The organism is Psychrobacillus sp. FSL K6-4046 (assembly GCF_038624605.1).
GTDB lineage: Bacteria > Bacillota > Bacilli > Bacillales_A > Planococcaceae > Psychrobacillus.
In genome coordinates this window covers 2,042,574-2,067,960 of record NZ_CP152020.1, presented here as the reverse complement: position 1 = coordinate 2,067,960, position 25,387 = coordinate 2,042,574, and the positions used below count along the sequence as shown (strand labels likewise).

At 36.4% G+C, this 25,387-nt stretch carries 24 protein-coding genes and 1 pseudogene; 22 read left to right on the top strand and 3 right to left on the bottom strand.

The genetic code is table 11. The annotated features are described in order from the left end of the window. Positions 1-11: 11 nt before the first annotated feature. From MKY09_RS10210 to MKY09_RS10165, 10 genes and pseudogenes are all read left to right on the top strand, one after another. Complete coding sequence (locus MKY09_RS10210) at positions 12-587, top strand: YpjP family protein (RefSeq protein ID WP_340883633.1); 576 nt, start codon at positions 12-14, stop codon at positions 585-587. A 39-nt stretch (positions 588-626) separates the two neighbouring features. Then, a complete protein-coding gene (locus MKY09_RS10205; RefSeq protein ID WP_340883632.1) occupies positions 627-1,571 on the top strand; it encodes a thymidylate synthase in 945 nt (314 codons plus the stop codon). 14 nt (positions 1,572-1,585) lie between these two features. Further along, positions 1,586-2,077, top strand: coding sequence for a dihydrofolate reductase (locus MKY09_RS10200; RefSeq protein WP_298467783.1), 492 nt, complete (start codon positions 1,586-1,588; stop codon positions 2,075-2,077). Next, the gene (locus MKY09_RS10195; protein WP_342560707.1) at positions 2,070-2,813 is read left to right on the top strand and encodes a lysophospholipid acyltransferase family protein; all 744 of its coding nucleotides are present in this window, start codon (positions 2,070-2,072) and stop codon (positions 2,811-2,813) included. Before MKY09_RS10200 ends, MKY09_RS10195 begins: the two co-directional genes overlap by 8 nt. Positions 2,814-2,868: 55 nt before the next feature. Beyond that, a complete protein-coding gene (locus MKY09_RS10190; protein ID WP_298467788.1) occupies positions 2,869-3,708 on the top strand; it encodes a DegV family protein in 840 nt (279 codons plus the stop codon). Positions 3,709-3,799: 91 nt separating this feature from the next. Continuing rightward, complete coding sequence (locus MKY09_RS10185; protein ID WP_298467791.1) at positions 3,800-4,612, top strand: GDSL-type esterase/lipase family protein; 813 nt, start codon at positions 3,800-3,802, stop codon at positions 4,610-4,612. A gap of 13 nt (positions 4,613-4,625) precedes the next feature. Beyond that, the gene (locus tag MKY09_RS10180; protein WP_169360117.1) at positions 4,626-5,201 is read left to right on the top strand and encodes a YpmS family protein; all 576 of its coding nucleotides are present in this window, start codon (positions 4,626-4,628) and stop codon (positions 5,199-5,201) included. Positions 5,202-5,211: 10 nt separating this feature from the next. After that, positions 5,212-5,742, top strand: a complete 531-nt coding sequence (gene msrA, locus MKY09_RS10175; RefSeq protein WP_342560708.1) for a peptide-methionine (S)-S-oxide reductase MsrA — start codon at positions 5,212-5,214, stop codon at positions 5,740-5,742. After that, positions 5,732-6,142 carry a peptide-methionine (R)-S-oxide reductase MsrB gene (gene msrB / locus MKY09_RS10170; RefSeq protein WP_169360115.1) on the top strand — a complete coding sequence of 137 codons (411 nt, stop codon included), beginning with the start codon at positions 5,732-5,734 and terminating at the stop codon, positions 6,140-6,142. Before msrA ends, msrB begins: the two co-directional genes overlap by 11 nt. Before the next feature lie 334 nt (positions 6,143-6,476). After that, positions 6,477-7,170, top strand: a pseudogene (locus tag MKY09_RS10165) (transposase); the annotation flags it as partial. Positions 7,171-7,388: 218 nt separating this feature from the next. On the opposite strand, the gene MKY09_RS10160 reads toward MKY09_RS10165, so the two are convergent. After that, a complete protein-coding gene (locus MKY09_RS10160) occupies positions 7,389-9,233 on the bottom strand; it encodes a methyl-accepting chemotaxis protein (protein WP_298467797.1) in 1,845 nt (614 codons plus the stop codon). A 119-nt stretch (positions 9,234-9,352) separates the two neighbouring features. Here MKY09_RS10160 and MKY09_RS10155 point away from each other — a divergent pair, with 119 nt between their 5' ends. The 6 genes from MKY09_RS10155 to MKY09_RS10130 all read left to right on the top strand — a co-directional run bounded on the left by MKY09_RS10155 (position 9,353) and on the right by MKY09_RS10130 (position 14,327). After that, a complete protein-coding gene (locus MKY09_RS10155) occupies positions 9,353-9,574 on the top strand; it encodes a YozE family protein (protein WP_298467800.1) in 222 nt (73 codons plus the stop codon). 72 nt (positions 9,575-9,646) lie between these two features. Next, positions 9,647-10,348 (top strand): purine-nucleoside phosphorylase, encoded by a 702-nt coding sequence (deoD, locus tag MKY09_RS10150; RefSeq protein ID WP_169360112.1) that lies wholly within the window; start codon positions 9,647-9,649, stop codon positions 10,346-10,348. Between the two features lie 73 nt (positions 10,349-10,421). Then, the gene (locus tag MKY09_RS10145; RefSeq protein ID WP_340883628.1) at positions 10,422-11,948 is read left to right on the top strand and encodes a S41 family peptidase; all 1,527 of its coding nucleotides are present in this window, start codon (positions 10,422-10,424) and stop codon (positions 11,946-11,948) included. A gap of 130 nt (positions 11,949-12,078) precedes the next feature. Next, on the top strand, positions 12,079-12,984 hold the full coding sequence (locus MKY09_RS10140) for a GTP-binding protein (protein WP_298467867.1): 906 nt from the start codon (positions 12,079-12,081) through the stop codon (positions 12,982-12,984). Continuing rightward, positions 12,977-13,231: a hypothetical protein gene (locus MKY09_RS10135; protein WP_298467806.1), complete on the top strand. Its 255-nt coding sequence runs from the start codon at positions 12,977-12,979 to the stop codon at positions 13,229-13,231. The genes MKY09_RS10140 and MKY09_RS10135 overlap by 8 nt, the downstream gene beginning before the upstream one ends. Positions 13,232-13,391: 160 nt before the next feature. Beyond that, entirely contained in the window at positions 13,392-14,327 is a 936-nt protein-coding gene (locus tag MKY09_RS10130) for a CAP domain-containing protein (protein ID WP_298467808.1), read from the top strand. 290 nt (positions 14,328-14,617) lie between these two features. Here MKY09_RS10130 and MKY09_RS10125 read toward each other — a convergent pair whose 3' ends face one another. After that, positions 14,618-15,970, bottom strand: a complete 1,353-nt coding sequence (locus tag MKY09_RS10125) for an MATE family efflux transporter (protein ID WP_169360109.1) — start codon at positions 15,968-15,970, stop codon at positions 14,618-14,620. Between the two features lie 40 nt (positions 15,971-16,010). Between MKY09_RS10125 and MKY09_RS10120 the strand changes: the two genes are divergently transcribed. Then, positions 16,011-17,087 (top strand): undecaprenyldiphospho-muramoylpentapeptide beta-N-acetylglucosaminyltransferase, encoded by a 1,077-nt coding sequence (locus tag MKY09_RS10120; protein WP_251553193.1) that lies wholly within the window; start codon positions 16,011-16,013, stop codon positions 17,085-17,087. 38 nt (positions 17,088-17,125) lie between these two features. Here the strand turns inward: MKY09_RS10120 and MKY09_RS10115 are convergent, their stop codons facing one another. Beyond that, entirely contained in the window at positions 17,126-17,671 is a 546-nt protein-coding gene (locus MKY09_RS10115) for a GNAT family N-acetyltransferase (RefSeq protein ID WP_298467814.1), read from the bottom strand. 677 nt (positions 17,672-18,348) lie between these two features. Between MKY09_RS10115 and MKY09_RS10110 the strand changes: the two genes are divergently transcribed. The 5 genes from MKY09_RS10110 (at position 18,349) to MKY09_RS10090 (ending at position 25,337) form a co-directional block, all read left to right on the top strand. Continuing rightward, entirely contained in the window at positions 18,349-19,026 is a 678-nt protein-coding gene (locus MKY09_RS10110) for a response regulator transcription factor (RefSeq protein ID WP_298467817.1), read from the top strand. Then, positions 19,023-20,393 (top strand): HAMP domain-containing histidine kinase, encoded by a 1,371-nt coding sequence (locus MKY09_RS10105; RefSeq protein WP_298467819.1) that lies wholly within the window; start codon positions 19,023-19,025, stop codon positions 20,391-20,393. Before MKY09_RS10110 ends, MKY09_RS10105 begins: the two co-directional genes overlap by 4 nt. A 276-nt stretch (positions 20,394-20,669) precedes the next feature. Next, the gene (locus MKY09_RS10100; RefSeq protein ID WP_298467821.1) at positions 20,670-23,471 is read left to right on the top strand and encodes a 2-oxoglutarate dehydrogenase E1 component; all 2,802 of its coding nucleotides are present in this window, start codon (positions 20,670-20,672) and stop codon (positions 23,469-23,471) included. 26 nt (positions 23,472-23,497) lie between these two features. Further along, the gene (gene odhB / locus MKY09_RS10095; RefSeq protein ID WP_298467824.1) at positions 23,498-24,739 is read left to right on the top strand and encodes a 2-oxoglutarate dehydrogenase complex dihydrolipoyllysine-residue succinyltransferase; all 1,242 of its coding nucleotides are present in this window, start codon (positions 23,498-23,500) and stop codon (positions 24,737-24,739) included. A gap of 400 nt (positions 24,740-25,139) precedes the next feature. Further along, complete coding sequence (locus MKY09_RS10090; protein ID WP_169360102.1) at positions 25,140-25,337, top strand: DUF6501 family protein; 198 nt, start codon at positions 25,140-25,142, stop codon at positions 25,335-25,337. Positions 25,338-25,387: the final 50 nt, after the last annotated feature.

The following is a 25,387-nucleotide window of genomic DNA, read 5'->3' as shown; positions in this document are numbered from 1 at the left end:
GGTGATTAAACATGAAAAAATGGTTCCAAAAATCGATTATTATTACTGTGGCATTTCTAACATTTGGACTGATTTCACCTAACCATGTTATTTGGGAGCAACTGTTAGAGAGCAAAGTGCCGATGAAGTCGGTCTCTGCAGAGAAGCATACGGTAGAGTATGACCAGGTTAGTCTTAAAGAATCCATTGATTACAGTGAAAAGATTACTCTGGCCGCTAAAGAACAAGCTTACATTAAGTTTGGTGCGAGAATTGGCCCTGTTATTCAAAATGAGTTTGATGAAGTTATTTTCCCTAGAATTCAAGAGGCAATTAATACAACATTGGTTTCTGTTGATGACCAAAAAGCAGCTAATCTAGCAATAACAGAACAGCCTTCTGGAGAATATTACGAAAAAATATTCCATATTTTTGATGAAACTACAAAAAAAGATTTGATGCGTTTTCATGTAAGAACAGATAAAAAACCGCTAGATGGTTACTACTTTAATTTTCATTATCACCTAGCAGAGGATAAATATTCAAAGCATTATGCTTTAGGTGAAATTTATTGGTCTAAGAACACCCCACCTAAATGGCTCTCCTAGATGAGAGCTTTTTTGCTATAAAAGGAAAGGAGCAAGCAAATGCAACAATACTTAGATTTATGTAAGCACATTATGGAACATGGGATTGAAAAAGGTGATCGAACAGGAACGGGAACAAAAAGTGTTTTTGGTTATCAAATGCGTTTTGACCTTTCAAAAGGATTTCCTCTTATGACTACTAAAAAAACTGCTTTTCGCTTGATAGTAAGTGAATTATTGTGGTTTTTAAAGGGAGATACCAACGTTAAAACCTTGATTAAGGCCAATAACCATATTTGGGATGAATGGGCATTTGAAAAGTGGGTAAATAGTGATACATATAATGGTCCAGATATGACAAACTTTGGTGTACGAGCTTCGAAGGATCCTGAATTTAAGGCTTTGGTGGATCAACAAATGAAGGTTTTCTGTGACAACATTCTATCTGATGAGTCTTTCGCAGAAGAATTTGGAGACCTTGGTCCTGTCTATGGTAGACAATGGCGCTCATGGCCTGGCAAAAACGGTGAAACGATTGATCAGCTTGCGAATTTGATCGATGGATTACAAAAGAACCCTGATTCCAGACGACATATCATTACTGCTTGGAATCCATCTGAGGTCGATGATATGGCATTACCGCCCTGTCACACTTTTATGCAATTCTATGTAGCGAACGGAAAATTGTCTTGTCAACTCTATCAGCGAAGTGCTGATGTTTTTTTAGGAGTGCCTTTTAATATAGCTTCCTATGCTTTACTTGTTCATTTAATAGCAAAAGAATGTAAGTTAGAAGTTGGAGATTTCGTACATACTTTAGGTGATGCTCATATTTATTTGAATCACTTTGAACAGGTTGAAACACAATTATCGCGAACACCGCGTGCTTTACCGACATTAGTCTTAAATGAAGAAAAAGCTTCCATCTTTGATTTTGAAATCGAAGACATTTCTATAGAAGGCTATGATCCGCATCCCAAAATCAAAGCACCAATTGCTGTATAAAGGAGAGAATAATGATGATATCACTAATCGTAGCACATGATCCAAACCGAGTAATTGGCTATAACAAAGACTTGCCTTGGCATATACCTGGTGATTTAGCATATTTCAAAGAAAAAACAATGAGTAAGGCAATGGTTATGGGACGGAATACATATGAATCGATTGGGAAAGTATTACCAGGTAGAAAAAGTATAATTGTTACTAGAAACTCCTCTTATAAAGTCGAGGGAGCAGAGGTAGTAAACAATTTAGTGGATGCAATCGAATTGGCGAAGAGTCACCACGACGAGGTTATGGTAATTGGAGGAGAGCAGATTTTTAGAGCAATCCTACCAAAAGCGGACAGACTATATATCACCTTCATTCAACAAACATTCAAAGGTGATACTTACTTCCCACCATACAGCTCCGATGAATGGGTACTTACTGAAAAGTCGGAAGAAATGAAGACATCTGACGGAATAACTTACGTATATTTGGTTTACGATAGAAAGGTTAGTGAATAAGTTGTTTTCTTCTTTAAGAACTTTTGGCTTTTTGTTTGGCTATTTACCAATAAGCATCCCAAAACTCAACAAAATTAAGTCTAAAAAAGGCTTACTATCAGTAGAGCAGTATGACTTGCTTGTCCACGAAGTTCCGCAAAAATGGGCTGGGGGTATTTTAAAACGAACAAAAAGCGAATTTACTGTAGAAGGATTGGAAAATCTTCCTGATGGAGCTGTCTTATTTGTAAGCAATCATGAAGGGAACTTCGATATTCCTACTTTGTTAGCCCATATCCCTAAGCCGTTTGGGTTTATTTCAAAAATCGAGGTTAAAAAAATTCCACTAATTCCTAAATGGATGGAAGAAATGAATTGTGTGTTTTTAGACCGGACAAATCGAAAAAGTAGTTATCGATCAATTCAGGATACAGTATCACAATTACAAAATGGTCATTCTATTTTAATGTTTCCGGAGGGAACTAGAAGTAAGGGACAGGGGATAGGAGCATTCAAATCGGGATTTGTCCGTATTGCTAAAGACGCAGATGTTCCTATTGTTCCTATCGCGATTCATGGAACCTCTAATATTATGGAGAAAAATAATAATAAAATTAGTCCAGCACATGTTCAAATTAGTATCCTTCCTTCATATAGTAAAGAAACGATTCAAGTAAGTAATTCAGAACAAATAAAAGAAGACTTACATATAATTATTGCAAATAAAATTAATGAGCTTCAAAGCAGGCATAAATAGTTTACAGATTAACATCTTTCTTCTTATAATATACTTAGGAAGGAAGGGATATACAGTGCCAAAGGTTCATATAGTTACAGACTCTACAGCTGATTTAACTAAAGAGATAATTGAAAAGTATAATATACATGTAGTACCTTTGACGATTCAGATTGATGGGGAGTCATATATTGATGGGGTTAATATTCAACCAGAGGAATTTTTAGAAAAGATGAGTACTTCTAAAGAACTTCCTAAGTCCTCCCAGCCTGCAGTAGGGGTGTTCAAAGAGCTATACGATAGACTTGGTAAGAATGGAGATCAAGTTATCTCAATACATATGACCGGTGGTATGAGTGGTACTGTCAAATCTGCTCAAACAGCTGCTGACCTGACAGATTCTGATGTGACTGTTATTGACTCCAAGTTTATCTCCTTTGCTTTATATTTCCAGGTGGAAGAAGCTGCTAAAATGGCTGTTAATGGAGCTACAAAAGATGCAATTGTTGAGAAGGTATTAGACATATGCACTAAAACAGATCTATATGTAGTAGTAGATACTTTGGATAATTTAGTGAAAGGTGGACGTATTGGAAAGGGAAAAGCAATGATTGGATCTTTACTTTCTATTAAACCCATTGCGAGCCTTGCGAATGGAGTTTATACTCCTGTGGCAAAAGCTAGAAGTCATAAGCAAGTAGTCAACTATTTGTTTAAACAGTTTATGGAAGACACTAAAGGTAAAGTTGTAAAAGCGGTAGGTATTTCTCATGCTAATGGATTGTCTATGGCTACACCCTTAATGGAATTAATAAAAGACTCGGGTTTCAAAGATATTCAAGTGTCCTTTACTTCCCCGGTGATTAGTACGCATACTGGTCCAGGTGCCATTGGATTTATGTATATGACAGAATAATGCCAAAGCAGGGAAGATCAAATTTTCCCTGCTTTTATTTATAGTTTTACATCATCTTGTATATAAATGGAGTTAAATAAAGGGGTTAGATATGAAATATAAATTTTTAATTATTCTTGTTTGTATTTCTTTATTAGCTAGCTGTGCGCCAGAAAAAATAGAAGAAGTTAGCTTTCCGATAAAGGAAACGGTCTTATTCGAAGAATATATTATTCCGCCTGAATTTTTCCCGAGAACATTAGAACTTGTAGGTCTTGGAGATTCTCTTACTCAAGGGGTAGGAGATGAACTAAAGAAGAATGGGTACGTTGGAAGATTAAAAAATCAAATCTTAGAATACAAGGGAATAGAAGATGTCGTGTTAACCAATACTGCTAAAAGAGGAAGACGAAGTGACCAACTTCTAAAGTTGTTAAAAGATGGAGAAATCGATCATCAACTTCGTAAAGCAGACTTAATCACTATTACCATTGGTGGAAATGATGTCATGAAGGTATTTAGAAAAGATCTCTTCAACCTTCAGATTGAGGCATTTCAAAAGGAATTACAGCGTTTTGAGCGAAATTATGATGAAATCTTAGAGCAAATTCGAGAGGTTAATAGTAGTGCTCCAATAATAATGATTGGAATTTATAACCCTATTACCATAGTTACAGATGAAACGAGCGAAGTAGATCAAATCATAACAGATTGGAACGACACTATAGAATCGCTATCCTATAGTAATACAAATGCTTGTTATGCACCTATTGATACTTTGTTTGATTCTAATGCAAACTTAGTCTATCATACCGACTTTTTTCATCCGAACAGCAAGGGGTATGAGCTGATAGTAGATAACGTAGTAAATTCTTTAGAAAATTGTGGTTTGATAGATGAGCAAAGTAGGGAATTGTTCTTTTGAGGAGCTGGTTTAGATGAATAAGTGGATGATTGCCTTTTTTTTATTATTATTAATCATTGCAGGGAGTATAGGAACCCTTTTGTACTGGATTACATCTCCAACGGAAAATGTTGACGTTGAAAGTATTACTACACCTGACCCTTCCGGACATGTATTAACTGTAAATGTCTCTAAGGAAGATTTTCAGGGAATAGCAAATACTTTTATAGCTACAGCGATGGATGATAAGCCTATTCCCCTTCAATTGAGTGTAGAGGAGCAAATTATTTTAAGCTCTGAGTTAACCATTTTCTCATTAACTCTTCCTGTAAAGATGTATTTCGAACCTTTTGTCGAAGAGAATGGGAATATTCGTTTGGAGCAATCGTCGGTTGAAGTCGGACAGCTTCAATTACCACCCGATACTGTGTTAAAGTTATTACGAGATTCAATAGACCTCCCTCGCTGGATGGTAGTGAAGCCTGATGAAGAAGAAGTTTTAATTCAGTTGGCTAGTATTCCTATGGCGTCTGGTGTGAATGTTCGAGCGAAGGAATTGAATCTTCAAGAAGACAAAATTGTTTTAGAAATTATAGTTCCATCGAAATGAGGGATATAAAATGGAAAAAGCAACATTTGCAGGTGGCTGTTTTTGGTGTATGGTAAAACCGTTTGATTCTTATGACGGCATTAAAAAAGTTGTTTCCGGTTATACGGGTGGTAATTTACCTAACCCTACTTATGAACAAGTGTGTTCAAATGCTACCGGACACTTTGAGGCAGTTCAAATTACGTATGATCCGGAAAAATTTTCTTACGATCAACTACTGGATATATTTTGGCTAAACATCGATCCAACAGATGAAGAAGGGCAATTTTTCGACAAGGGATCTTCCTATCAAACAGCTATTTTTTATCATAATGAAGAGCAACGAGAAAAAGCAGAACAATCAAAGGCTGCTTTAAATGCCTCTGGTCGATATCCGAAAAAAATAGCTACCAAAATTTTGCCTGCATCTGAGTTTTATGAGGCAGAAGAATACCATCAAGACTATTATAAAAAGAATCCAAGTCATTATAATAGATACTTTGTTGGTTCTGGTAGAGCAAACTTCGTTGAAAACAATAGGAGGTTACAAAATGAAGGATAAATTAACTGAAATGCAGTATTACGTGACTCAGCAAAATGGAACAGAACCACCCTTTCAAGGAGAATATGATAAGCATTTTGATGAAGGAATTTATGTAGATGTTGTTTCAGGCAAACCATTATTCCATTCAAAGGACAAATATGATGCTGGTTGTGGCTGGCCAAGCTTTACTAGACCAATCGAGAGCCACGAGGTAACTGAGCATTTTGATGATTCTCATGGTATGAGAAGAGTAGAAGTGAGAAGTAAAACAGCAAACTCACATCTTGGTCACGTATTCCCTGATGGTCCAAAAGAAGAAACAGGCTTACGCTACTGTATTAATTCAGCTGCTATGCGTTTTGTTCCCAAGGACAAGCTAGAGGAAGAAGGCTATGGAGAATACTTAAAACTATTCTAATGTAAAAAAGCATGGATTTCATATCCATGCTTCAGACTGTAGACAAACTCCAAAAATTTTGGAGTTTGTCTACAGTCTTTTTTCTTTTAAAATAGAAGTTAAGCGAGGAAGAGTTGATTTCCACTACGAACGGACGCTTTCCGCGGGCACGGCTTAGGCCAACAGGATGTTGGTCAGGAAAACGTTGTCACACGATGTGACGTCCTTAGTTTTCCCTCCTTGAAACTCCCTCACTGCGCTCAGTCCAGGGTCTTCAGCTCGCGCTGTTCCCGCTGGAGTCGCCGTTCTTCGCTCCAATCAACGGGTCTCCTATAAAATGAATGAGGTGATGGATTTGATGACGAAAAATCAAACCAATGACGCGAACAATTAGAAATCTTGACTATTGAACAGTTGGTACCACAAGACCATCTTTTTCGTAAGTTAGATGCGGCAATTGATTTTTCATTTATCTATCCATTGGTTGAAAATCTTTATTCTACACAGGGAGACCTAGTATCGACCCAGTGGTACTTATCAAGATGACTTTTATCCAATATACCTTTGGTATACGGTCCATGCGCCAAACCATTAAAGAGATTGAAACCAACATGGCATACCGATGGTTTCTAGGCTTTGGTTTCCATACCGAGGTTCCCCATTTCTCAACTTCCGCGAAAAACTATGTCCGTCGTTTTGCAGACACAGATCTATTAGAGCAGATTTTCTACAGAGTATTAAAGGATGTCGCAGATCGTGGGCTCCTAATCCCGGATCATGTCTTTGAGACGCAGGCTTATGAAAAGAGGCTCCAGGAGGAGCTCAACCTCGACCGGGAAAAGCATGGGAAGAAACCATTCCCGCATGAAAAGTTTGAAAAGGAAGAATACAAGGAGATTAAGGAATCGACAACAGATCCTGAAAGTGGTTAATTCGTAAAAGATGAACGGACAAAGCAGTTCGCCTATTCTTTTCACGCTGCAACAGACAAGAAGGGTTTTGTACTTGCAAACATTGTCACACCTGGAAATGTTCACGACAGCCATATCAATGCTTTTTATGTAATTGTTAAGGGTAGAGAGTGTAATAAGAAAGGGGGGGAACCTTGCGGAGATACACATAAGTATTGGGCTAATGGACCCATACCTTGTAGGGGTGGTCCTTAAATAAAGTGTAGAGCCTCACAAAGTGATTTATGGCTTTTTACATAAGAAAAGCTAGCACTATGATTCTCAGTACTAGCTAAAACGGTTATATTACTTACAAATTATAACTTGAACTCGTTTACTACTTTTCTAAGCTCGTCCGCTTGGTGTGATAATTCTACAGCGGAAGCATTGATTTCTTGCATGGCAGCACTACCTTGTTCAGCGGCGGCAGCAGAGTTTTCAGTATTTGACGCAGTGTTTTCTGCAATATGAGTCACTTCTATAAAGGAAGCAGCTACTTCCTGGCTAAATTCCAGTGTTTTTTCTATCTGATTGACCATTTTATTAATAATACTAATCGTTTCGTCTGTTTGTTTCATAATTTGTTCAAGGGAAGTGCTTGTTTCATTCGCTACTTCAACGCCTTTTATAACATTTTCGACCCCTTCGTGATTTTGTTTAACAATAGAGGTTACCTCCGTTTGAATGGAGGTTACAATTCCTGTTACCTCTTTTGCTGCTTTTTGAGATTGCTCTGCAAGCTTCCTTACTTCATCTGCTACTACTGCAAAACCTCTTCCATGTTCTCCGGCACGTGCAGCCTCAATTGCCGCATTTAGAGCCAGTAGGTTAGTTTGCTCTGCAATTGCAGTGATGGTTTTAATAATAGAAGTTATCTCATACGATTTAGTTCCTAAAGATTGAACAGTCTGAGAGGTATTAGCCATCGTTTCTTCAATATTTAACATAACATTTGAAGAATGTTGAACAGACAATGCTCCTTGTTTGGCAGCGGCAGTCATGTGATCAGTCGCTACTTTTACAGCTTGTGCATCCTCATTCAAATATCTTGTTGCTTCTTCTAGTGAATTCATTTTTTGAATAGCTAAGGTCATGCTTTTCATAGTCTGCTCACTACCAGATGCTATCTCATTTGTAGAATCCGCTATTGACTGAATTGTAATAGCAGTGTCGTCAGAAGAGGCCATCAATTCCTGACCGCTAGCTGATACATTTTCGGTTAAATGGCTTACACGTCTAACTAAATCAGCAATAGAAGCGATTAAAACATTTGTATTGGAAGCAATTTCAGCAAATTCGTCTTTCGTTCTTACTTTTACTCTTCTCGTTAAATCACCGCCAGCTTGAGCGATTTCTAAAATCGAACGGTTAATAGAGTAAGTGCTTCTTTTAATAGAATTAAATAGTACAATTCCAAATACTAATGTTAATAATACAGAGAAAATCGTTAAGCCTATAAATATGTTCAAAGCGTTTTGATTTTCGCTCTTTAAGAGTGCAATTTGCTTAGCGTTCTTTTTAGCTAACACTTCGTTCATCGCTTCGATTTGGACATCTACATGGCTCATGGCTGCGCGTCCACTTCCTGCATTTACAAGCTTTTGAGCAGCCTCAAATCCTTTTTGGTCTCTTAGGCTTAATGCACGTTCAGAATATTGAAGGTATGTATTAAAATGCTCGTTAATCGCCGTTACTTTTTTGAGCTCATCAGGACGATTTTTAAAAATAGTCTGCAATTCTTTAAAGCGAGTAACGATTGCATCTTTATAACTTCTATAACTTGACATATAATTTGATTTACCTGTGATGATATAGCTTTGTTCTGCATTTGAAAGTTTAGCAATATCCGCAGATATTTGATTGACCATTAACTGCTCTTTTATGTCCACGTTTATAAAGTTTTCTAGTTCCTTCTGAGATGATTGCATGTTGGCCGAAGTAAGGACAAGCATGGAAAATAGAATTATAATAAGGACGGAAAAAATGATGAGTACTCTGCCACGTATGGAATTTAACAAATTGGTATTTTGAAAGCTTTTGTTTGCATTCCTTTTAAAAAGGGAAAATGAACGACTACTAAGGGATTTGCGCTGTTTCTTTGGTTTAGGTACTTTGGGCGTACTAGGTATTTTGTTTTTTTTCGATTTAAATCCATATTTCAATTGAGCCATTCCTTTCTAATGTTTTATCATCATAATTTTTAGTTTAATTGTTTTAGACTGAATTATCTACAAAATTTTAAATTAATATACTACTTCAGGACTAAAGGAGGAAAAATAATATGAATCAATCGTTTTATTTATTTGCATTAAAATTCCGGGGAGGTCAAAAGACCGATGCCAAAGCTCTATTTGCGGAACAAATGTTTTTACAGCATGATTTTCCAAAAGCAGAAACATCTTTTCAGCCACTTTCCGAGTATATTGAGGAGCTCGCGCATCCAGAGATGCCGGCAATAGTTTTTGATGAAATATGGGAGTTATACGAAGACAATAACCTCTAGGCTTCTACATTGCATTTTATAGTAAAAAAAGGTATCATAAACACGATAAGTTTTAGAAATGAGGTTATATTAATGAGTATTCATATTAATGCAAAAAAAGGTGAAATAGCTGACACGATTTTACTACCAGGAGATCCACTTCGTGCAAAATATATTGCTGAAACTTTCTTAGAGGATGTTGTGCAATATAATGAAGTGCGTAATATGTTTGGTTACACAGGTACATATAAAGGGAAAAGAGTTTCTGTACAAGGAACAGGAATGGGAGTACCATCCATTTCTATATATACAACTGAATTAATGGCTGAATATGATGTACAAAAATTAATCCGTGTTGGAACTTGTGGAGCTATCCAAAAAGACGTAAAAGTACGTGACGTTATTCTTGCTCAATCAGCATCTTCTGACTCTTCTATGAATAAAGTACTTTTAGATGATATTAGCTTTGCTCCTACTGCTGATTTCAATTTATTATACAATGCATATAATGCAGGTAAAGAAGCAGGACTAAACCTACGCGTAGGTAATGTATTTACAGCTGATTTATTCTATAATGAAAATGCTCAAAATGAAAAATGGGCAAGCTACGGTGTACTTGCAGTTGAAATGGAAGCTGCTGCATTATATACACTAGCTGCTAAATACGGAAGACAAGCTCTAGCCGTATTGACTGTTAGTGATCACATTATTACTGGAGAAGTTACTTCTTCAGAAGAAAGACAAACAACATTTAATGACATGATCGTAGTGGCATTAGAAGCAGCATTAAAATAAGGATGTAATTTTAAAAAAAACAGACTGTCATTTTTGGCAGTCTATTTTTTGAAAAACGAATTGTGTGAAAAGGGTGAAGATTTTGGACGAACAAGAGCAACGAACAAACGAAGAACAGGAACAATCATCGCCTGAATCTTCCAAATATGTAAAGATTAAACCTTTGATGCTTTGGTTAATGATTTTTGGTCTCATGATAATCACGGCTGGCGTTACATCACTTCTATTTATGTTTGGAAAAGAGGATGAAGCTAGTGAAATAAAAGGGCAAGAATCACAGGTACAATATGTAGGTGAACGAAAAGAATTCACTAAGTTATATATGGCTTATGACAAATTAAAAAAAGATTACTATAAGGATATTGATGAGGATACAGTGATTAATGGTGCCATCAATGGCATGGTCGATGCACTGGAAGATCCTTATTCTGAATACATGGATACAGAAGAGGCATCTATGTTTGAAGACAGTGTTCATTCGAGCTTCCAAGGAATTGGAGCGGAAATACAGGAGCAAGATGGTATCATTACGGTTATTTCTCCTATTAAAAATTCTCCAGCCGAAAAGTCTGGGTTGTTACCTAATGATAAGGTTTTAAAAGTAGATGGGAAAGATATTAAAGGCTACAGTGTTTCGGAAGCTGTTTTATTAATTCGCGGTAAAAAAGGCACTGAAGTTACATTAACGATTCAACGTGGTGAAGGCGCATTAATTGAAACGACAATAGTTCGAGATGATATCCCTATAGAAACAGTTTATCCTGAGATGTTAAGTGACAAAGTAGGGCATATTATGATTTCTAGCTTTTCTGACGATACGTATGATGAGTTAGTTACTGCGATCGATGATCTGAAAAAAGAAGGCATGGAGTCATTAGTTCTGGATGTAAGACAAAATCCAGGTGGCCTGCTAGATTCGGCAGTTGATATTTCAAACCTTTTTGTTGAAGAAGGCAAGAATATTGTACAAATTGAAACAAAAGATGATAAAAACAAACTTGTAAAAGAGGCGATTGTTGCATCACCTGGTCTCCGAGTGGATCTTCCTGTTACAGTGTTGATCGACGAAGGGAGTGCATCTGCATCTGAGATACTTGCAGGAGCATTAAGCGAATCAGCAAATATGCCTATTGTTGGTGTAAATTCGTTTGGTAAAGGAACTGTGCAGTCTCTTAACAATTTACCTGATGGCTCTAATATTAAAATAACAACAGCAAAATGGTTAACACCGAAAGGTAACTGGATACATGATAAAGGTATTGCACCAGATTACGAAGTACAATATCCTTCTTATGCGATGTTATCTCCTTTAAATACTTCTGAAGTTTTAAAGACAGGTATGACATCAGATGCTATTAAAAATGCTAAGGAAATGTTAAAAGCAGTTGGATACGATCCAGGTACTATTAATACTAGCTTTGACGAGACTATGGTTTCTGCGGTGAAAAAATTCCAAGCTGACAACAAACTGGATGCTACAGGTGAGCTTACCGGTGATTCTGCTAATACATTGATGAATAAGCTTCGTGAAAAATTACTAAACGAAGATCCTCAATTATTAAAGGCAGAAGAGATAGCAAAGGATTTAATTAAAAAATAAGTAATAGCATAATCTATTTCTTAAAAGAGCTGACCTGCAATGGTCAGCTCTTTATTCAAGAGAAGAAGTTTTGACGTTGCCGAGTTGACGATGAATTTCTTTAGGAAATACATAGGAAGAGGTGTGGATGTTGAAAGATGTATATTTATTGAGTGGATTTTTAGGAAGCGGGAAAACATCCTTGTTAACCAATTTAATCTCACAATTCAAAAATGAAGGTATTAAACCAGCAGTAATTATGAATGAGTTAGGTAAATTGGCTTTTGATAGTAGAGCAGTAGAGGAAGACATCCCTCTTAAAGAAATGCTAGAAGGATGCATATGCTGTACAGGATCTGAGAAGATGGAAGCACAGCTTCAAATGTTGTTGGCTGGGGAAGATTTTGATGTGTTATTAATAGAGACTACTGGAGCTGCACACCCTGTTGAAGCATTAGATGCTGTATTCTCACCGATATTTGCAAATCAGTTAAATATAAAAGGTATTATTACTGTTGCCGACTGCAAAAGATGGTTAGAACGCGACAAGCTGTCACCCAGAACACGGATGCTCTTCCTTGAGCAAATCAAACATGCACATTTAATTGTTGCCAATAAAGTAGATTTACTAACTGATGACGAGATTGCGACTGCCTCTATGGAACTCCAAGGTATTAATGGGGATGCACCGATCATTCAAGCCTCAAACAGTAAAATTTCTATAAAAGCACTTGCTAACTTGGAAGCTACCTTTCATGAAAAAGAAGTTAAAGAAGCGGCAATAGGCAAGCAACTTTCCTTGTCTTCAAGGCTTCATACCTTTAACGGACCAATAGATCAAGAAGCCTTCGAGGATTGGGTTAGAGGTCTTCCTGACTCCGTCTATCGGATGAAGGGTTATGTTCCACTTAAGGGACACAAATATCCTTATTTATTTCAATATGCTTATGGAATGATCCAATGGCTCCCTGAATACATGAAAATGGAGCCCCAACTTGTAATTATCGGAGAGCAAATAAATAAGCTTGAGATTATAGGGGATTCGGTTAATGATTGATGCTTTTAAATTGCTATATAAAAATCGCACCACGAATGATATTACCGAAGAAGAAGTACGTAATGTCATTAAATCGGAGCTCCTAGACGAATATACTCACCCGAGGGTAAGGCAGAGCATTGAAAAAAAACGTGAAATGATCACAGAACGAGTTAAAAATAGCAAACTATCTATTTCACAGCAAGAAGATATACTTTTGGTAATTCACGAAGAATATATGAAATTGTCAAGAGCTTTAGAAAACTAATATTTTTATGTATTGGTTTATCCTACCATACCAAAGGAACGGAATCCTTTCTCCCGTCCATCTTTTAATACTCGAATGGACGAGATGGAAGATATTATATAATTTTTTCTTTTGATTTTGTGTATAAAATGAGAGAGCACAAAAGAAGGAGGAAATGAAAATGAACAAAAAGATTTTAGCAGGTATGCTAGCAGGAGGATTATTACTTACTGCTACAACAGCAACAGCATCAGCAGAAACAGCTGGTAATTCAAAAACTACTTCTGAGGCAAAAACATCCATCGAATGGAAGTCTCTAAAGATTAACTCTCAAAAATTGTCTTTAAGTGAGACAGAAATAAACAAAATGCTTCAAAAGTTTAATATAAATAAAGAGTTAATCGTTGCTAACCTAGCAAATACTATTAAAACAGAGGCTGCAAAGAAAAATGACGTGGCACAAAATACCCAAAAGGTACAAAAAGAAACAAAAGAGGTTACTAAACCCAACAATCAAATAAAAGAAAAACCAGTCGTTGAAAAAACACAAACTGCAGCAAAAGTAGAAGTAACTAAACCAAATGCTGCTAAAAAAGAAGCTACAACTGCGAAGGCTCCAGTAAAAAAAGAATCAACAGTGCCAGCGGCTCAACCAAAAAAAGAGGTAGCTACAACTTCTCCAACTACTCAGCAAGCTACTAAAAAAACGGAAACAAACAGTAATTCCAATCAAGCTCAAGTATCTTCTGTTATCCAACAGGTGGTAGATCTAACTAATGCCGAGCGTGCAAAGGAAGGCTTAGCACCTCTACAAATCGACTCTGCATTGACTAAGTCAGCACAGCTTAAATCTCAGGACATGAAGGATAATAATTATTTTTCACATACAAGTCCTACATATGGCTCACCTTTTGATCAAATGAAATCTTTAGGGATTAGCTACAAGTCAGCTGCAGAAAATATTGCAATGGGACAACGATCAGCTCAAGAAGTGGTACAAGGCTGGATGAATTCAGCTGGTCACAGAGCGAATATCATGAACGGTAGCTATACACATATTGGAGTAGGATTATCTGATAGTGGTTATTACTGGACACAACAATTTATTAGCAAATAATTAAAAGAGGCTAAGACAGCTCTTCTCAAAACAAAAGCCTCGAAATATTTTACCCTGGTAAAATATTTCGAGGCTTTCATTTTATCTATAGTTGATAACCGTTCCGGTAATTGCTTTCCATGGGCACTAACGAGAAATTACCAGATTGACATAGTTTTTAATATTGAAGAAAAAAGTGAAATCGGAAAAATGGATTTCACTTTTTCTTGTAGTTAGATTTGGATTACATCAATATCTAAAATATAACTGTTTAGCTATCCATAAAGTTTATGATTATTGTCAAATATCATTTAATAAAGCTTAGCAAACTTGCGCTGTAAGTATACTAAACGTGTTCCCAGGGTAAGTGCACCGACCGTTAAGCCGGCAATTAAGCCTATCCAGTAGCCAAATGGGCCGTATGCTGTGTAAGTACCTAGTATATAGCCAATAGGTAAACCTATTATCCAATAAGATATAATCGCCATGATAAACGTAATTGTAACATCCTTATAGCCCCTTAATGCTCCTTGAACTGGTGCTTGAATGGCATCAGATAATTGGAAGAGGGCAGCAAAAAAGAAAAATTGAACGGTTAAGTTAATGACCTCTACATCGTTTGTGTAAATGGCTGCTATAGGTTCTCGCCAAACAAGTAAAATAGTAGCTGACACAAAGCTAAAGGACACAGCTGTCCCGACTCCTAGCCAACTGTAGGATTTTGCATCCTGATAGCGTTTAGCCCCTACTTCTTGACCTACTAAAATAGTAGCTCCCATTGCAATACTTAAGGGAATCATATATAACAACGAAGTAAAATTCATAGCTATTTGGTGAGCTGAAATTACTGCTGTGGAAAATACACTCATCATAATCGTGACTGCAGAAAAAATAGTAGTCTCTGCAAAAATAGATAGTCCTATTGGTAAACCGATCACTGTTAATGTTTTTAACTTGGCCAACGACGGTTTCGTCCATTCTTGGAATATTTGTAGATCAGCAAACGGTTTATTGTATTTTATGATGAAAATAGTAATAATTAAAATGAGCCAATAAGTTATTGCTGAGGCTAATCCAGCCCCAACACCACCTAAAGCTGGCAATCCAAATTTACCGTAAATCAGCACATAATTTAGTGCGATATTAATTGGTGCAGACAGTAACGTGATGAACATGGAGATGCGGGTCTTGCCTAATGCATCTATAAACGATCGTAGGACACTGTATAGGAATAAAGGAAGTAGTCCGATGCACATCATCCATAAATATTTTTCCGCTATTATGCGTACACTAGTTTCAAGAGGAATTGCTTGAAGGATAGGGTCCAGAAACAAAATAATTCCTATAAAAACTAAAATAGCTAATAGAATAGCAATATATAAACCTTGTTGAACAAAGGTTCTCACATCTTCTTGCTTTTTTGCACCGATTAATTGTGCTACAATTGGCGTAATGCCTAGTAGAATACCAGTCAACCCGGTATATACTGGCACCCATAATGAAGAACCTATAGAAACGCCTGCTAGATGATTGATATTGTATTTACTTGTCATCAAGATATCAAAGAAAGTCATTAAATAGAGTGCGACCTGAGTGATTAAAATTGGTAGTACCATTTGAATCATTATCTTGGTTTTTTCTTGTAAGTTTTTTGTTTCTACCATATGGGCATACATCCTTTAGATAAATAGTTAGGAGATTATCATGAACAATAACAAAATAGTACTGACAGGCGGGGGAACAGCTGGTCATGTATCTTTAAATGAAGCCATTATCCCAGAATTATTAAGAAACGGATATGAAGTCCATTATATTGGTTCTGCTGATGGAATTGAAAAATCAATTATTGAAAAAAGCTTTCCCACTTTACCTTATCACACTATTTCTAATGGTAAGTTAAGAAGGTACTTCTCTATTAAAAATTTCTCAGATCCATTTAAAGTCCTATACGGAACAATGCAAGCCATGAGAACCTTAAGAAAAATAAAGCCTTCGCTTGTATTTTCCAAAGGAGGATTTGTTTCTGTGCCAGTTGTAGTGGCGGCAAAGCTTTCTAATATTCCAGTCGTAATACATGAGTCCGACATCACACCTGGTTTAGCAAACAAAATTGCAACACCATTTGCAGAACATATATTTACGGTTTTTGAAGAGACATTAAAGTATATTCCAAGGGATAAGTCTTCCGCTATAGGAGCAATCATTCGCCCTGATCTGTTTCAAGGAGATGAAAAAATTGCAAGAGAGCTGACAGGCTTTAGTCCTTTTAAAGAAACAATTATCGTTATGGGCGGAAGCCAGGGCTCTAAAAGTATTAATGCTGCGATTAAAGATAATATAGACACTTTAACCAAGCGATTTCAGATTATTCATCTTTGTGGTAAAGGAAACCTAGACCCTTCATTGATAGATAAACCAAATTATAAAGCCTTTGAATACGTAACGGATGAATTACCCCATTTGTTGAAAATCACAAACTATGTAATAAGCCGAGCTGGCTCTAACTCCATTTTTGAATTTTTAGAGTTAAAAAAACCTATGTTATTAATACCTTTGTCCAAGAACGCCAGCAGGGGAGACCAAGTATTAAATGCAAACTTCTTTGAAAAATTAGGCTATGCTATTGTCCTTGAAGAAGAGGGTCTCACCGCTGAGACATTTATGAATTCTCTTTCAGCTTTAGCATTAAACAAAGAAAAAATAATTGATGCACAGTGTCTGGCGAGTTCTTCCAAAACACCTGAGCAATTTACGGAACTACTACTAACATATAAAAACTAATGAAACTCCCGTCATAAAGTTGACGGGAGTTTCTTCTGTTACATAGCTTGTTCTTCTTCCGAATTCTGCTGAAGTGTTTTCATTAGGAAGAGGTCCTTAGGTATATAATATAAATCGAAATGGTTATTACCCTTATTAATCTCTTCGTATATTACTTGGTGGGAATCATTTGCTTTTAAAGCATAGCCAAGCTTTTCAGTTGCACGGATGCTCTTAATATTATTTTTTCTAATACGTAAAAATACTGTTTGTATATTCTGCTCAAAGAACAATTCCTCTAAAAATTGTTCCTTCGCTTTCTTATTATAACCTTGACCTTGGAATTGTGTGCCGATCCATGTTCCTAAAAATCCAGCACCGTGTTCAATATCAAATAGATTTATGGTTCCTATTGGTTGTCCATAGTCACTGATGATTGTTCGAGAAATAGTCGTTCCAGCTAATTCTTCCTCAATCATTTGTTTGGTTAAAAACCAGTATTCGTCTGCGGTATTAGCTTTATGACGAACGAATGGCATAATAGTTGGATCTGACATAAGCTCAAATAGAGCGGTACACTCATGTAAGTCTCTTTTTTTCAACACAAAAAAACGCCTCCTCCAGAACTGAAAATGAGCAGAGTCATTCTAGTTCCCCTGAAATTTTTCATTTGAATTGCATAAAAAATTTCGGGGTAGGAATCGAACCTACTAGAACCAGCTCAAGAACCGGTGGCGCACCATTTGCCTTCCCTCGGCAAAGAAATACTTTGCCTTATAAAATTATTTGCATAGAATAATATACTTTAAGTTTTTCATTTTGCATAGAGTTAAATTATACATTTTTAAAAAAAATATTGTTAATACTTGTATGTTTCACAATTAATACATATGATTAATTTACATAAACAAAAGATACATAGAAAATGATTTACTAGTACAGCTATTATAAATGAATATATCAAATCTTCCTATATTTTTCTATTTATTTGTTTGGATTTTCAACAGGAGGTTTTAGTTCATGTAATTGTACTTTATCGTTTTAAACGAATGCTTTTCACCTGATGATTTTCTATACAAATAGTATAAAAGTTAATAGAGGGTAGACCTATTGTTCATCTCTCAAAAAGCTTCTCCGCTTAGCACGCGATACACTTTATTTTATTATAATAACTATGACCTAAATTCTCTTTTCAGAATTTGAAATCGATGAGAAGAAACAATTCATATAATTTTACTGCCGTTCATATAAAGTGAACGGTATTTTTAAAGGAAGTGTGAAAGTGAAACATCATATTTTATTAATAGAAGATGAAATTAATATAGCGAAGTTTGTGGAACTTGAGCTGAAACATGAAAATTTTGAGGTAACCGTATCTTTTGATGGAAGAGAGGGATATGAATTAGCTTTAGAAAACCATTACGATTTGTTATTAGTAGATGTTATGCTACCTAATTTAAACGGTTTAGAAATATGTCGCAGGTTTAGAAAAGTTAAAGATATTCCTATTATTTTAATAACTGCGAGAGATGCAGTTATAGATCGTGTTTCAGGATTAGAGGCTGGAGCAGATGACTATGTGGTCAAGCCATTCGCTATAGAAGAGCTTTTGGCTAGAATTCGTGCTGTATTAAGAAGGGTGGGGCATACCACATTAAATCAGGAATCTGTTTTATCGATACGTGGCTTACAGGTCAATCAAAAAGCATATAGGGTTACGTATTTTGGGCAGGAGATTATTTTAACGAAAACAGAGTATGACCTTCTTGTATGTTTTATGCAAAACCTTAACATCGTATTAACTCGGGATCAGATTTTAGAAATTGTATGGGGTTATGAATCAGAAGTAGAGACAAATGTAGTGGATGTTTATATTAGGCATCTTAGAAAGAAATTGCCGAAGGAAATTGCAGCTTTAATAGAAACAGTTAGAGGAGTGGGATACGTGATTCGTTCATGAAAAACTGGACTTTACAAAAAAAATGGACATATGCTTCTGCTCTGTCTATTTTTTTAAGTTTTTTAATGATGAGTGCCATTTTATATTTTTCGCTATACAACTGGATGCTTATGTCTGAAAAGAGAGTGGCCCATAACACATTAAACGAAGTTGTAAGCTTCTTTGAGTCACAGGGTCCTGTGATTAGCGTTCAAGACATTCAAAGAAATCGCACACTTATTAACCAGCTTGTTAACCAAGAGCAGTCTATAAGGGTTTTAAATGCAGATGGAATCGAGCTTCTCCGCATTAATGATGCGAGTCCATTTTCAGCATTCGAACCCACTTCAATAAATGAATTTGAAAAAGACAAAGTAGAAGGACAGACTATTTTTCATAAATCTGCTGAAATTGACTTCGGATTATTTAAGGGATATATAGAAATTTCCCACAGCCTTTCTAATTTTGAAGAACTAATGCGCTATATATTGTTGGCTATAACGTTATTTTCTCTCATAGCGCTATTACTATCTGCATTTATAGGGTATTCGTTGTCTGCATTCATGTTACGTCCAATTAAGGAATTACGTGATGAAATGCAGGAGGCAAAACGGACAAGGTTTTCTAAGGAAGTTAATTTTGAACGTTTGTCAAAAGATGAAATCGGTGAGCTGATGAAAATCTATAAGGAATTAATGGACGAGGTAAATGAAACAATCACCAGACAAGACGAGTTTATTCATAATGTATCTCATGAACTTCGAACACCTATTCAAGTTGTGGAAGGACATCTGGCTCTGCTGAATAGATGGGGCAAGGAACAACGAGATGTTCTGGACGAATCCCTGGACATTTCCTTAGCAGAAGTTCAAAAAATGAAAGTTTTAATAGAAGAAATGTTAAAGCTTGCAAAAAATGAACAAACATTTGAGAATACAAATACCCGTCTATTAAGTGTAGTCAAGGAATTGGAACAACAACTGGAGGTGCTATCTCCAACTTCATCAATTGTTTACCGTGGAAATGAAAATATATCAGTTAATATCCCCTCAACGACATTGGAGCAAATTCTTAGAAACCTTATGGAGAATGCAATAAAATATAATGAAAACGATCCGAAAATAATTATAGAAGCTTGGGAAGACACTTCCAAAGTAGTAATTACTGTTTCAGATAATGGGATTGGTATTAAAAAAGAATCCCTTTCTAAAATCTTCGATCGTTTCTATACAGCAGACGAGGCACGTTCAAAGAATAAAGGAGGCTCAGGATTGGGCCTTAGCATTGTGCAACGACTAGTTGTTGCATATAAAGGTAGTATTAACGTAGAAAGTAATCAAAACGGAACAAAATTTTCCATATATTTCCCTAAATTTACAAGTGAATAATCATTCATTTCAAATGTATAAAAAAATTTAGAAAAGATTAATTTAATTTACCAAAAAGGATTGTATTTTTTAGTGAGAGTAGTAAGATGGATATGGAAAAATTGTTCTTATACTTGAATTCTTGAATTCTTTAAGTCTCATGAAAAGAGTGGTAAACTATTAATGTGAAGATTTAAAGAATAAAAATGTACATCTTTCATTTTCAGGCTTTTGCACTTATTTTTATGCAAATTCATTAATGCCTATTGTGGCACAATATGTTGGAGGTTTTTTTAAATGTCGAACAATCAAACACCTTGGTCCATTTTCTCAGGACCCAATCTTGGTTATGTGATGGAGCAGTATGATTTATACCTTCAATCACCAGAAGAAGTGGATCAAGAACTAGTTAGCTTATTTGAAGAGTATGGGGCACCAGTTCTGGATACAACTACAAATGGTACAGGAGCTGCTTTACCAACTGTGGAATCCAACAACTTCGATAAAGTGATTCGTGCAATCGAGTTGGCTGATGCTATACGAGCTCACGGGCACTTATCTGCAGATATCTATCCTTTAAATGACAGAGAAAAAAATGATTCTCGAATCAATTTTAAGACTTACGGTCTAACTCCTGCTGATTTAAAAGAAGTTCCTGTAGCTTTTTTATTAGCTGATGCACCAAACACAGTTACCAACGGTTTAGAGGCAATTGAGTACTTAAAATCTGTTTATACGAATAAAATAGCTTTTGAGATTTCTCATATTGTGAATGTAGAAGAGCGCAAGTGGTTACAGGGCAAGATTGAAAAAGGTGTTGTATTAGAAAACTTATCTGCTGATACAAAAAAGGAATTATTGAAACGTTTAACTCAAATTGAAGGTTTTGAGAAATTTATTCACCGTACGTTTGTGGGAGCAAAACGCTTCTCTATTGAAGGTTTAGATTCATTAGTGGTTTTGATAGACGAGCTTGTTAGACAATCTAATATCACTAAAACAAAACAAGTAAACATTGGTATGGCCCACCGTGGACGTTTAAATGTATTAACACACGTTTTAAACAAGCCTTATGAGATGATGTTCGCAGAGTTTGCACACGTACCTTCTGAAGCTTTTCAACCAAAAGACGGCTCTTTAGAGCTTTCTGAGGGATGGTATGGTGATGTGAAATACCATAAAGGTGCTGCTTACCATTCTCCATCTGGATTAACGATTAAATTAGCATATAACCCTTCTCACTTAGAAGTAGTAAGTCCTGTAGTAACAGGGCAAACTCGTGCTGCTCAAGAAACAACGGATCAAGCAGGTTTGCCAGTTCAAGATAAAAATGCTGCTTATGCAATTTTAGTTCATGGAGATGCGGCTTTCCCTGGTCAAGGTATCGTCACAGAAGTGTTAAACTATAGTAGAGTAAGAGGCTTCCAAACTGGAGGTTCGATCCATATCATCGCAAATAATATGATCGGATTTACAACGGAGCATTACGATTCACGTTCTACTTTCTATTCTTCTGACCCAGCTAAAGGATATGAAGTTCCTGTTATTCATGTAAATGCAGATGATCCAGAGGCTGTTATCGGCGTAGCAAAACTTGCTCACGAATACCGTAACAAATTTGGTAAGGACATTGTTATTGACTTACTTGGTTATCGTAGATATGGCCACAATGAAATGGATGAGCCACTTGTGACTAATCCACAAATGTATCATATTATTCATAAACACCCGACTGTACGTAATATTTACGGACAAAAGTTAGTAAATGAAAACGTTATCCAAGAAGCCGAAGTGAAAAAGCTGGATGAAACTATCTTCAGTGGAATGCAAGAAGCATACGATCGCGTGAAAGAGCTTCCACAGACTACTGCACATGAGATTATTATTCCTGATGCTGTATTAGAGGGAATGCCTGAGCTACCTACTGGAGTTGAGGAAGGCAGACTGAAGAAAATCAATGAAGAATTATTAAGCTGGCCATCTGATTTCAAAGCGTTCAAAAAATTAGAGAAAATTTTAAAACGTAGAGAAGAGCCATTTAAAGGGAAAGGTAAAATCGACTGGGGTCATGCAGAAACACTTGCCCTAGCAACGATTATTCAGGAAGGGAACTCTGTTCGCTTAACTGGTCAAGATGCACAACGTGGTACATTCTCACATAGACACTTAGTGTTACATGATGAAAATACAGGTGCAGAACTTACACCAATTCACTATATTAGTGATGCAAAAGCTTCCTTTACCGTTCACAACAGTCCATTAACAGAAACAGCAGTGTTGGGCTATGAGTTTGGTTATAACTTGGAGAATGCTAATTCATTAACTATTTGGGAAGCCCAATACGGGGACTTCGCAAATATGGCGCAAGTTATGTTTGACAATTTTATCAGTTCGGCTCGATCTAAATGGGGATTGAAATCTGGACTTGTGATGCTATTACCGCATGGTTCAGAAGGTCAAGGCTCAGAGCACTCAAGTGCACGTCTAGAGCGTTATTTACAGCTTGCTGCAGAAAATAACTGGACAGTTGCGAATCTATCAAGTGCCGCAAACTATTTCCATATCCTTAGAAGACAAGCTAAAATGCTAAAAGAAGACGCAATTCGACCATTAATAATCGTTTCTCCTAAATCATTACTTCGACATCCTTTAGTCGGTGCAGAGGTAGCAGATTTGACTGAAGGTAAGTTTGAGACTATTATTGAACAGCCAGGCTTAGGCCAACAACCTGACAAGGTCGAAAAAGTAGTCTTTGCAAGTGGTAAACTAGCAATTGACTTAGCAGACAAAGTGAAGGATGGAGAAGGATATGACTTCATGCATATAGTTCGTGTGGAGCAACTTTACCCATTCCCAGAAGAGAAAATTCAAACGATTGTAGATCGTTATCCAAACCTTAAACAAATTGTTTGGGCTCAAGAAGAAACAGAAAATATGGGCTCATGGAATTTTGCACTTCCATATTTACTGGATATTGCAAAAGGAAAAGATATTAAGTACGTAGGGCGAGTACATCGCTCAAGTCCTGCTGAAGGTGATATCGACACTTATAAAGTAGAGCAAGCAAGAATTATTGAAGAAGCATTGAAAAGCTTGTAAGAAAAGCAATAGAGGAGGAAAATCAAGTGGCAGAAATTATAGTTCCCGAATTAGCAGAATCAATTACAGAAGGTACCATTGCACAATGGTTAAAACAACCCGGTGATACAGTGGAAAAAGGCGAGTTTATCGTTGAGTTAGAAACAGATAAAGTAAATGTAGAGGTAATTTCAGAAGAAGCTGGAGTTGTTAGCGAATTACTTTTTGCTGAAGGCGATACGGTACAAGTAGGCGAAGTAATTGCTATCGTAGGTGCAGGTTCAGGCGCACCAGCAGCTAAAGCTGAAACTAAGGAAGAACCGAAAGAAGAAAAAACACCTGCAGTAAGTGGCAATAAAGCTGAAGAGGTAGCTAAAGCTAATGAAGACGCTTCTAAAGAACAAGACCGCACAATTGCTAGCCCAGCTGCTCGTAAGTTAGCTCGTGAAAAAGGTATTAATTTAAGCGAGATTTCTCCAGTAGATCCAATGGGACGCGTTCGAGTTCAAGATGTATCTGCTCACGGTTCTAAACCTGCAGCACCTAAAGCTGAAGCTTCAAAATCTGCAGCTCCAGTAAAAGAAGATGATGGACGCACAACTCGCGAGAAAATGTCACGTCGTCGTCAAACTATCGCTTCTCGTCTGTTAGAAGTTAGACAAAGCACAGCAATGTTAACAACATTTAATGAAATTGATATGACGAATGTAATGGCATTACGTTCTCGTAAAAAAGATAAATTCTTTGATGATAACGATGTACGTTTAGGATTCATGTCATTCTTTACTAAAGCTGTCGTTGCAGCATTGAAAAAATATCCTTACGTAAATTCTCAAATTGATGGAGATTATATTGTAAAAAATAATTTCTATGATATTGGTATCGCTGTATCTACAGAAGGCGGGCTTGTAGTGCCAATCGTACGTGATGCAGACCGTAAAAACTTTGCAGAAATCGAAGGAGATATTGCTGGTCTTGCTAAAAAAGCTCGCGATAACAAGTTAGCTCTTTCAGACATGGCTGGTGGTTCTTTCACTATCACAAACGGTGGAGTATTCGGTTCACTATTATCAACACCAATTTTAAATGGTACACAAGTTGGTATTCTTGGAATGCACACAATCCAAAAACGTCCAATCGCTGTTGGAAATGAAGTTGAAATCCGTCCAATGATGTATGTGGCTCTTTCTTATGACCACCGTGTTATCGATGGAAAAGATTCTGTTGGATTCTTAAAAACAGTAAAAGAACTTCTTGAAAGCCCAGAAGACTTAATGTTAAATTCTTAATATATTTATTTAAGGCTGGCATATACCCAGCCTTAAATATTCAAAGCACCGAAAATTCTACGTATGTAGATTTTCCGGTGTTTTTTTTGTCTACTTCTTACATGTGTGTTCTATACGGTATGCGTTTTCCAAGGAGTGTTACCTAAAGAGGAGGTGCGCACCTAAAAGCGTGGAAGAGTCACCTAAACCCGTGGAAAGCGCACGTAAAAGGGAGCGAATGTCACCTAAAGAGTAAAAGTGCACCTATACGTTGACCATTGACACCTAAATCATTAGTAAGCGAACCTAAAGGCAGTAGAACTGTCACCTAAACCAGAGCAAGTGACACCTAAATACAGCAGTAACATGATTGAATTTTCATGAATTCAATCGTATACTATAGGTAAAGGAAGTGGTTGAAATGATACATACTAATTGGGCTTTAAAGCCAACTACTAAGACAGTAACATGTATTCATACAGACGCTAAAAAATTCTTAGTTAGCAATGTATTGACAGTTGGAAAGACATACGAAGTAAAAAATGAAACAGAAGAATTTTTATTCGTCATTGATAATACCGGTAAGGTCGGCGGATACTACAAGGAATATTTTCAATAAAAAACTGATGAGCCTTCATCAGTTTTTTTTGTTAAGGAGGACAATAGCGT

What these genes read in the sequence shown, in the direction of transcription:
- MKY09_RS10210 (WP_340883633.1), top strand. Translation starts at nt 12, where the DNA reads ATGAAAAAATGGTTCCAAAAATCGATTATTATTACTGTGGCATTTCTA.
- MKY09_RS10205 (WP_340883632.1), top strand. Translation starts at nt 627, where the DNA reads ATGCAACAATACTTAGATTTATGTAAGCACATTATGGAACATGGGATT.
- MKY09_RS10200 (WP_298467783.1), top strand. Translation starts at nt 1,586, where the DNA reads ATGATATCACTAATCGTAGCACATGATCCAAACCGAGTAATTGGCTAT.
- MKY09_RS10185 (WP_298467791.1), top strand. Translation starts at nt 3,800, where the DNA reads ATGAAATATAAATTTTTAATTATTCTTGTTTGTATTTCTTTATTAGCT.
- MKY09_RS10180 (WP_169360117.1), top strand. Translation starts at nt 4,626, where the DNA reads ATGAATAAGTGGATGATTGCCTTTTTTTTATTATTATTAATCATTGCA.
- msrA (WP_342560708.1), top strand. Translation starts at nt 5,212, where the DNA reads ATGGAAAAAGCAACATTTGCAGGTGGCTGTTTTTGGTGTATGGTAAAA.
- msrB (WP_169360115.1), top strand. Translation starts at nt 5,732, where the DNA reads ATGAAGGATAAATTAACTGAAATGCAGTATTACGTGACTCAGCAAAAT.
- MKY09_RS10155 (WP_298467800.1), top strand. Translation starts at nt 9,353, where the DNA reads ATGAATCAATCGTTTTATTTATTTGCATTAAAATTCCGGGGAGGTCAA.
- deoD (WP_169360112.1), top strand. Translation starts at nt 9,647, where the DNA reads ATGAGTATTCATATTAATGCAAAAAAAGGTGAAATAGCTGACACGATT.
- MKY09_RS10135 (WP_298467806.1), top strand. Translation starts at nt 12,977, where the DNA reads ATGATTGATGCTTTTAAATTGCTATATAAAAATCGCACCACGAATGAT.
- MKY09_RS10130 (WP_298467808.1), top strand. Translation starts at nt 13,392, where the DNA reads ATGAACAAAAAGATTTTAGCAGGTATGCTAGCAGGAGGATTATTACTT.
- MKY09_RS10125 (WP_169360109.1), bottom strand. Translation starts at nt 15,970, where the DNA reads ATGGTAGAAACAAAAAACTTACAAGAAAAAACCAAGATAATGATTCAA.
- MKY09_RS10120 (WP_251553193.1), top strand. Translation starts at nt 16,011, where the DNA reads ATGAACAATAACAAAATAGTACTGACAGGCGGGGGAACAGCTGGTCAT.
- MKY09_RS10105 (WP_298467819.1), top strand. Translation starts at nt 19,023, where the DNA reads ATGAAAAACTGGACTTTACAAAAAAAATGGACATATGCTTCTGCTCTG.
- MKY09_RS10100 (WP_298467821.1), top strand. Translation starts at nt 20,670, where the DNA reads ATGTCGAACAATCAAACACCTTGGTCCATTTTCTCAGGACCCAATCTT.
- MKY09_RS10090 (WP_169360102.1), top strand. Translation starts at nt 25,140, where the DNA reads ATGATACATACTAATTGGGCTTTAAAGCCAACTACTAAGACAGTAACA.